The organism is Xenorhabdus yunnanensis, assembly GCF_028598805.1.
GTDB classification, from domain to species: Bacteria; Pseudomonadota; Gammaproteobacteria; order Enterobacterales; family Enterobacteriaceae; genus Xenorhabdus; species Xenorhabdus yunnanensis.
The window spans coordinates 59197-66586 of sequence record NZ_JAQRFI010000024.1 but is presented as its reverse complement, the minus strand read 5'-3'; the positions used below and the strand labels follow the sequence as shown (position 1 = coordinate 66586).

7 protein-coding genes are annotated in these 7390 nt (G+C 41.6%); 4 read left to right on the top strand and 3 right to left on the bottom strand.

The genetic code is table 11. The features are described from left to right. Window positions 1–59: 59 nt before the first annotated feature. Window positions 60–647, bottom strand: a complete 588-nt coding sequence (locus tag PSI23_RS11785) for a tyrosine-type recombinase/integrase (protein ID WP_273555271.1) — start codon at window positions 645–647, stop codon at window positions 60–62. Between the two features lie 420 nt (window positions 648–1067). On the opposite strand from PSI23_RS11785, the gene PSI23_RS11780 reads away from it, so the two are divergent. The 3 genes from PSI23_RS11780 (at window position 1068) to cmoB (ending at window position 3415) form a co-directional block, all read left to right on the top strand. Then, window positions 1068–1466, top strand: coding sequence for an MAPEG family protein (locus PSI23_RS11780; protein ID WP_273555270.1), 399 nt, complete (start codon window positions 1068–1070; stop codon window positions 1464–1466). 180 nt (window positions 1467–1646) lie between these two features. Then, window positions 1647–2447, top strand: a complete 801-nt coding sequence (gene cmoA / locus PSI23_RS11775; protein WP_273555269.1) for a carboxy-S-adenosyl-L-methionine synthase CmoA — start codon at window positions 1647–1649, stop codon at window positions 2445–2447. Further along, complete coding sequence (gene cmoB, locus PSI23_RS11770; RefSeq protein WP_273555268.1) at window positions 2444–3415, top strand: tRNA 5-methoxyuridine(34)/uridine 5-oxyacetic acid(34) synthase CmoB; 972 nt, start codon at window positions 2444–2446, stop codon at window positions 3413–3415. Before cmoA ends, cmoB begins: the two co-directional genes overlap by 4 nt. A gap of 112 nt (window positions 3416–3527) precedes the next feature. Here the strand turns inward: cmoB and cutC are convergent, their stop codons facing one another. After that, complete coding sequence (cutC, locus tag PSI23_RS11765; protein ID WP_273555267.1) at window positions 3528–4280, bottom strand: copper homeostasis protein CutC; 753 nt, start codon at window positions 4278–4280, stop codon at window positions 3528–3530. A gap of 122 nt (window positions 4281–4402) precedes the next feature. Then, window positions 4403–5005, bottom strand: coding sequence for a VOC family protein (locus PSI23_RS11760; RefSeq protein ID WP_273555266.1), 603 nt, complete (start codon window positions 5003–5005; stop codon window positions 4403–4405). A 300-nt stretch (window positions 5006–5305) separates the two neighbouring features. Between PSI23_RS11760 and argS the strand changes: the two genes are divergently transcribed. Next, window positions 5306–7036, top strand: a complete 1731-nt coding sequence (gene argS / locus PSI23_RS11755) for an arginine--tRNA ligase (protein ID WP_273555265.1) — start codon at window positions 5306–5308, stop codon at window positions 7034–7036. Window positions 7037–7390: the final 354 nt, after the last annotated feature.

Genomic DNA, 7390 nt, shown 5'->3' with positions numbered 1-7390 from the left:
ACAGCCAGCTTCGTCCTCACTGGTATAACAATGGGTTAACGCCCAATGAGTCAGAACGATTATTTTGGAAAAACGCTAAGCCAGTGACCAATTTTTGTTGACCACAACACTCGCCGAACGGCCCACTTATGCGCTTTTTTGGAGTATGTTAATATACGATTACCAATTGATGGTACTTCTTTGGCAACGTCTTCAATTAAGGAAAGCCAAACATGGAACGTTACCTCATCATGAGGTAATTGCCCTATTTTGGGGAAAACGTAAATCTCAAAAGAGCGCAAAATGTCATCCGCCCTAACTTTTGAACCTTGCATCGTTGTTTTCCACCAGTCCCGTATAAGCCTCTCTACAGTCACCGCACTTAATACGGACTCCTTGCGAACGCGTTTGACTATTTTAGGGTTGCGGTGTTGTTCCAGTTCCCCACGATAAAAAATCACCGAGTCACGGGCATCCTTTAAACCAGTTGCTGGATAGGTTCCTATGTCGATTCGATCTCCTTTACCGTTCCAACGATATCTAAATTGGAATATAATTTTTCCTTTGGGGGTAATACGAACAGACAGACCATCTCTATCTGACTTGGTGGTGATTTTTTCTTGGGGTTTGCCGTTAATGGATCGCAGCCATGAATCAGTAATTGCCATATCACTTTCCTCGAAAAATAACACAGCTTTTAATGTAGTTCATGTACACGACAATGTACACTTTTCTCATGACACTAAGTGAATACCTGTGACTATTGCTGATTACACAAAACAAAAATCAAACATAATTAATTTAAAGATCAATGTATTATATAAAAATCTATGACTGCGTGTGACTGTCAATGATTAAGGATGACTAATTAAAAGTATTTTTTTAAAAAAGAATTGCAAAAAAGGCTGTCATTATACTGGAAATTCTGACCGGAGATAAGGCCATAACCTCTTTCTTAACAAGACAATTTTTTGCTACCCGATAACATTCATAGGATTTATTATTAAATACTATGATTTATAGCGACAGTTTTCTTTTTGAGGTTTATCATCATTTGGCCGTTTTTGGATTAGGCAATGGAGTTAAAAATGGTTAGCTCGCTTTATATAGTACTGGGCGCACTACTGTTAATTAAGCTGTCTCTAGATGTAGTCAAGTTGAGAACGCAATATCGGGTAACCTATGGCGATGGCGGTTTTTATGAATTGCAAACAGCCATTAGGGTTCATGGTAATGCCGTTGAATACATTCCAATCTCAATGTTGTTATTGATCATGATGGAGATGAATGGAGCTCCCGTTTGGATGCTGCACATTTGTGGGTTGGTGTTACTGTCAGGCAGAGTACTACACTACTTTGGCTTGCGCCATCGAGAAATACGCTGGCGGCGTATGGGAATGGCTGCAACTTACATATCAATGCTAATAATGATTATCACTAATATTTACTATTTACCGTGGGAGCAAATTTTTTCTTTCTATATATAAATTTGCCCCGTATATAAGTAAATAGTTCACCCTATTTATGATACCCTGACATCATAAAATTCCATCATACCCTCAGCGGTATACTGCCACCGAGGGGTTATCTATTGATTATCCCTTTCTGCCTTTTCCTTCATTCTGTTAGAATAACCCCTTCTTATTGTTTCCAAAATCAATGCTGTTATGTCAAATCAAGAACCTCATAATCAACGGGACAGCCTGTTCTCTGCCCCAATTGCCAATTTAGGTGACTGGAGTTTCGATGAATGTGTTGCCGAAGTTTTTCCTGATATGGTGAAACGTTCAATTCCCGGTTACTCCAATATCATTTCCATGATAGGTATGCTGGCAGAACGTTTTGTAACGCCAAACAGTCAAATTTATGATCTCGGTTGCTCCCTTGGTGCAGCCACACTGTCAATCCGCCGAGCCATTAGTGCCGAAAATAATAATGCCGAAGACAGTAATACTGGCCGTCGTACAAATGGTTGCCGCATTATTGCCATCGATAATTCACCAGCAATGATCGAGCGCTGCCGCCGCCATATCGACGCTTTCAAAGCCAGTATCCCCGTTGAAATCATCGAACAGAATGTTCTTGATACCGACATTCAAAATGCATCAATGGTAGTTCTGAATTTCACATTACAGTTCTTGCACCCTGATGATCGCCAGAAAATGCTGGATAAAATCTATGCCGGTTTAAAACCCGGAGGTGTTTTGGTTTTGTCTGAAAAATTCAATTTTGAAGATGATCAAATTGGTGAGTTGTTATTCAACATGCACTATGATTTCAAGCGAGCCAATGGTTACAGCGAGCTGGAAATCAGCCAGAAACGCAGTATGCTCGAAAATGTTATGCGAACAGATTCTGTTGAAACCCATAAATCACGGCTCAAAAGAGCAGGATTCCCGCACGTTGAAGTCTGGTTCCAATGCTTTAACTTTGGCTCATTACTGGCAATAAAAGGAACTGAACAATGATCGATTTCGGTAACTTTTATCAATTGATCGCCAAAAAACACTTAAGTCACTGGTTGGAAAGCCTGCCTGTACAATTAAGCCATTGGCAGAAAGCATCATTGCATGGTCAGTTCAGTTCATGGTTAAAGATTCTGGAGAATCTGCCTGAGATTCATCCTACTCAGCTTAACCTGAAAAATGGCATCATCGCGAATCATGAGCCGGAACTTTCAAACGGTGAAAAAGCCTGTATTCAAAATATTCTGAAGTTATTGATGCCATGGCGTAAAGGGCCTTTTTCGTTGTATGGCGTGGAGATTGATACCGAATGGCGTTCTGACTGGAAGTGGGATCGCGTCCTTCCCCATATTTCGTCTTTAGAAGGCAGAACCGTACTTGATGTCGGTTGTGGCAGTGGTTACCACATGTGGCGCATGGTTGGTGAAGGGGCTGATTTAGTGGTGGGCATTGATCCAACTCAGCTTTTCCTTTGCCAATTTGAGGCCGTCAAGAAATTATTGGGCAATGATCAACGTGCTCATCTTCTGCCTCTGGGCATTGAACAATTACCAGAACTAAAAGCCTTTGATACAGTGTTCTCAATGGGCGTGCTTTACCATCGCCGCTCTCCCCTCGACCATTTATGGCAACTGAAAAACCAGCTGGTCTCTGGCGGCGAATTAGTTTTGGAGAGTTTGGTGATTGAAGGTGATGAGCATCAATGTCTCATGCCGGGTGAACGTTATGCACAAATGCGGAATGTCTACTTTATTCCGTCTGCCAAAATGCTGAAAGTTTGGTTGGAGAAATGTGGTTTTATTGACGTCCGAATTGTCGATCATGCGGTCACGACACTGGATGAACAACGCCAGACAGAATGGATGAAGACTGAATCATTGGTCGATTTTCTTGATCCAAACGATCACAATAAAACGATAGAAGGCTACCCTGCACCACTACGAGCCGTCCTTATTGCCCGCAAGCCATAACTTCATACTCTTCATTTTTCAAATTGCTACTTTGTTGGCTGTCTTCTCCCAGTCATATAATTAACTATATGACTGGGATTCACGCTTTTGTCGCTGCGCTACAGCTTGGGGTCTATTTTTTCCGTTGAACCAGGCTAATCACTCCCTTCATTGATTCAACCAGCTGACCATCAACACAGTAGTGAGCATATTCATCTATATCACTGTCGTCAGAACTCATCGTGACACCTGCTTTTCGATATCTCATGGAAGAAGGCGCCGTCTTGCCTGCTGAACTATGAACTTCCGTTATCCCAATTTCCAGAAACTTACTGATATTGCTCATCCTGACACCAGCACCCGGCATGATAATCGGCCTTTGGCTAGCCTGTAACAGCTCTTTTAACAGAGGTAATCCCAACTCAGCATTTTGTTGCTGGCCAGAAGTTAAAATACGCTGTACACCTAACTCTGTCAGTTGCTCCAAAGCAACATGTGGATTGAAACACATATCAAATGCGCGATGAAAAGTAACTTCCATATTTCCTGACAATGACATCAATTGTCTCATGCGAAGCCGATCAATATGGCCTTCTTCGTTTAAAACGCCAAAAACTACCCCGGGGAATCCCATATCACGGATACGAGCAACATCATCTTTCATCACTTCGAAATCAGTATTGCTGTAGCAGAAATCTCCCCCTCTCGGCCGTACAATGGGATGCACTGGAATTGATAAACGCTGTAGTGCGTGCTGCAACGCCCCGAAGCTAGGTGTTACCCCACCTTCCGACGGGCTTGCGCTCAATTCAATGCGATCAGCTCCCGCCTTTTGTGCAACCAAAGCACAATTTATGCTATAACAGCAAATTTCCAGCTTTATCATTCAAAGACCTCCTCGGATATAAACTCTCACTGCTCCATTTATATGTCCCTAAAATATTTCATTAATGAACCTATTAACTATGGCAATTAATTTTATTTAATATTTTATTGGAGGTCACAAGGTTAGAATTTTTTGCTAAGCCCGCATAAAGAAAAAGTTATTTTTGCCGACCAGGCCTCACTTTTGATGATCTCTTTGAGAGGAAAAGAGTGAAATTTGATTGTAAGTTCACCATTTGTTACTGCTAACGTTGAGTTTGGTAACCTTTCATTATTACTTTTCGGGTGACTTTCTTTTGTGCGATAAATATCGGGCAACGGATCAGGCAATAACTTATAAGCTTCGTGTACAAGTTGTTCTGGTGGCACAGGCAGAACCAATTCGACATGCTCCCAGCCTTCGTGTACATATTGCTTTTTACCCGGATAAGGTAACTCGACACAATCAATTTGCCAGCCAAGTAATGCTATTGGCTCCTCTAACTCAAATAAGCAGATAGGACGACCATTAATCATGTTTTCAGACATCAATTGACCACATTGCAAAAAACCTTGATGCCAGCGATCAGCTATTGCCGTTTCATTACAACGCAAGGAAATGTGATCTGCTGAATATTGCGCAAAATTTAAGCCAAGATGGTCACCAAACAGCTTTAATTTTTGTTCAAACTTCAATAAATCAACCGATAAATTCTGTAATTCAGAAATTGTTGAAAAGTGTGTCATCGCCGCTTCCCCATCAAAAAACTATATCAAAAAGCTATCAAAATCATTTTCCGCCCTTACGCTAAAATCCGGCTGATTTTAACCAAAATGGCGAAGAATCGCCTGAAAGACGAGCTGAAAACAAAAAGTCATACTACCAGCGGTGGCTGATGGTAGCATGCAGGACGCTGAATATGGTATAAAACCCGTTATTTTCTCATAACTCACTCGCTTGAAAGTATCTGCATCGTTTTTATTTGCATCGTTTTTATTTGCATAGTTCAAATGCAGGGGCTTTTGTGCGTAACCTAAGGTAACACGGTGAATATTCAGGCAATTCTTTCAGAAAAAATCAGTCATGCGCTGATTGCGGCTGGTGCTCCAGCTGACAGTGAAGCTCACGTTCGTCAATCTGCAAAAGCTCAGTTTGGTGACTACCAAGCGAACGGTGTCATGGCGGCAGCTAAAAAAGTGGGCATGCCCCCCCGACAATTGGCAGAAAAAGTCGTCAGTTTGCTGAGTCTACAAGGAATTGCCAGCAAAGTTGAGATCGCTGGCCCCGGTTTTATCAATATTTTTCTGGATAAAGCCTGGATTGCTACCAATATCGAAACTGCGCTGAAAGATGAAAAACTGGGCATCACTCCGGTAGAACCACAAACCATCGTTGTCGACTATTCCGCACCGAACGTTGCAAAACAAATGCATATTGGGCACATTCGCTCCACAATTATTGGCGATGCAGCTGTCCGTACCCTCGAATTTCTGGGCCACAAAGTCATCCGGGCCAATCACGTTGGTGACTGGGGAACTCAGTTCGGAATGCTGATTGCTTATCTGGAAAAAGTTCAGAACGAAGATGCCAGTGACATGGCATTAGCGGATTTGGAAGCCTTCTACCGTGAAGCGAAGAAAACTTACGATGAAGATGAAGAATTTGCCGTTCGCGCCCGTAGTTACGTAGTAAAACTGCAAGGTGGTGATGAATACTGCCGTACCATGTGGCGTAAACTGGTTGATATCACCATGTCGCAGAATCAGGAAACCTATGGTCGCCTGAATGTGACTCTGACAGAAAAAGATGTCATGGGTGAAAGCCTGTATAACAATATGCTGTCCGGCGTTGTTGCAGATCTAAAACAACGTGGGCTTGCCGTTGAGAGTGATGGCGCTATCGTGGTTTACCTTGATGAGTACAAGAACAAAGAAGGCGAACCGATGGGTGTTATCATCCAGAAAAAAGATGGTGGTTATCTTTATACCACCACCGATATCGCTTGTGCCAAATACCGCCATGAAGTCCTGCATGCAGACCGTGTTCTTTACTACATCGATTCACGCCAGCACCAACACCTGATGCAAGCTTGGGCAATAGTACGCAAAGCCGGTTACATTCCTGGGTCCATGTCACTTGAGCATCATATGTTCGGCATGATGTTGGGCAAAGATGGCAAGCCATTCAAAACCCGTGCAGGTGGTACAGTAAGATTGTCTGATTTATTGGATGAGGCCATTGAACGCGCAGATGCCCTAATCCGCGAGAAAAACCCGGATATGCCAGAAGACGAACTGAAAAAAGTCGTCAACGCTGTAGGTATCGGTGCAGTGAAATACGCGGATCTTTCCAAAAGCCGTACTACCGACTACGTATTTGACTGGGATAACATGCTCGCTTTTGAAGGTAACACCGCACCTTATATGCAATATGCTTATACCCGTGTAAATTCTATCTTCAAGCGTGCAGAAATTGATGAAAACAGCCTGAAACTGCCAGTTATTCTAAACGAAGAACGTGAACAGGCTCTGGCAACTCGTTTGCTGCAATTTGAAGAAACTATCACCACCGTAGCTCGTGAAGGAACACCTCATGTAATGTGTTCTTACCTGTATGATTTGGCAGGCCTGTTCTCCGGCTTCTATGAACATTGCCCGATCTTAAGTGCTGATAATGAAGAACTGCGTCAGAGCCGCCTGAAATTGGCACTACTGACAGCGAAGACTTTGAAGCAAGGTCTAGATACTTTGGGTATCCAGACGGTAGAACGGATGTAATTATTGTTCCCAAAACTGGCGTGATATTATTCTTCATGTCAGTTTTTTCTATTTCTCCTATTCTGACAATTAAATTATTAAATAAAATATTTTTGTTAAAAAATCACACTGACAAAAAATCTCAATAAATAATAGAATAATACATGACAAACAAAAAAATATTATATATTTAGCAAATTTTACTCCAACCAAAAATAATATATCAACTTTACAAAAAATAGCACAAGGAGAACTTCATAAAGCTTAATATTGACACAATTAATAAATTGTACAACTATAATAAACAAGACTATTATAACATTTAATTAACTTGAAATTTATAGAGAGATTAAAATGAAAACTGAACTTCATGAT

What these genes read in the sequence shown, in the direction of transcription:
- PSI23_RS11785 (WP_273555271.1), bottom strand. Translation starts at nt 647, where the DNA reads ATGGCAATTACTGATTCATGGCTGCGATCCATTAACGGCAAACCCCAA.
- PSI23_RS11780 (WP_273555270.1), top strand. Translation starts at nt 1,068, where the DNA reads ATGGTTAGCTCGCTTTATATAGTACTGGGCGCACTACTGTTAATTAAG.
- cmoA (WP_273555269.1), top strand. Translation starts at nt 1,647, where the DNA reads ATGTCAAATCAAGAACCTCATAATCAACGGGACAGCCTGTTCTCTGCC.
- cmoB (WP_273555268.1), top strand. Translation starts at nt 2,444, where the DNA reads ATGATCGATTTCGGTAACTTTTATCAATTGATCGCCAAAAAACACTTA.
- cutC (WP_273555267.1), bottom strand. Translation starts at nt 4,280, where the DNA reads ATGATAAAGCTGGAAATTTGCTGTTATAGCATAAATTGTGCTTTGGTT.
- PSI23_RS11760 (WP_273555266.1), bottom strand. Translation starts at nt 5,005, where the DNA reads ATGACACACTTTTCAACAATTTCTGAATTACAGAATTTATCGGTTGAT.